Source organism: Polaromonas sp. P1_G2, assembly GCF_056405515.1.
The window spans coordinates 1-363 of sequence record NZ_JBFUBY010001727.1; the positions used below are offsets into that span (position 1 = coordinate 1).

General features: G+C 65.3%; 1 pseudogene. It reads left to right on the top strand.

Features of this window, described 5'->3' with window-relative positions:
• A pseudogene (locus AC1D0P_RS32305) lies at positions 1-363 on the top strand (MFS transporter); the annotation flags it as partial.

The following is a 363-nucleotide window of genomic DNA, read 5'->3' on the forward strand; positions in this document are numbered from 1 at the left end:
GTGCTGCTCGGCGGCGCGACAGCGCTGATGCCGATCTACGCATCGGAAATTCTCGTGCTTGGTCCGATCGGCCTCGGCATATTGCGCGCCGCCTCCGGCCTGGGCGCGATTGCCATGGCGCTTTACCTCGCCGCCTTCCCGATCCGCCGCTATTCCGGCTTCAAGATGTTTTCCGGCGTGGCGCTGTTCGGCGCTGCGACCATCGTCTTCGGCGTCTCCTCCTCGTTCGGGCTGTCGGTCGTTGCTCTGGCGCTGATGGGCGCCGGCGACATGATATCGGTCTATGTGCGCGAAACCCTGATCGCGCTCTGGACGCCGGACCACGTGCGCGGCCGGGTGAACGCCGTCAATTCGGTCTTCATC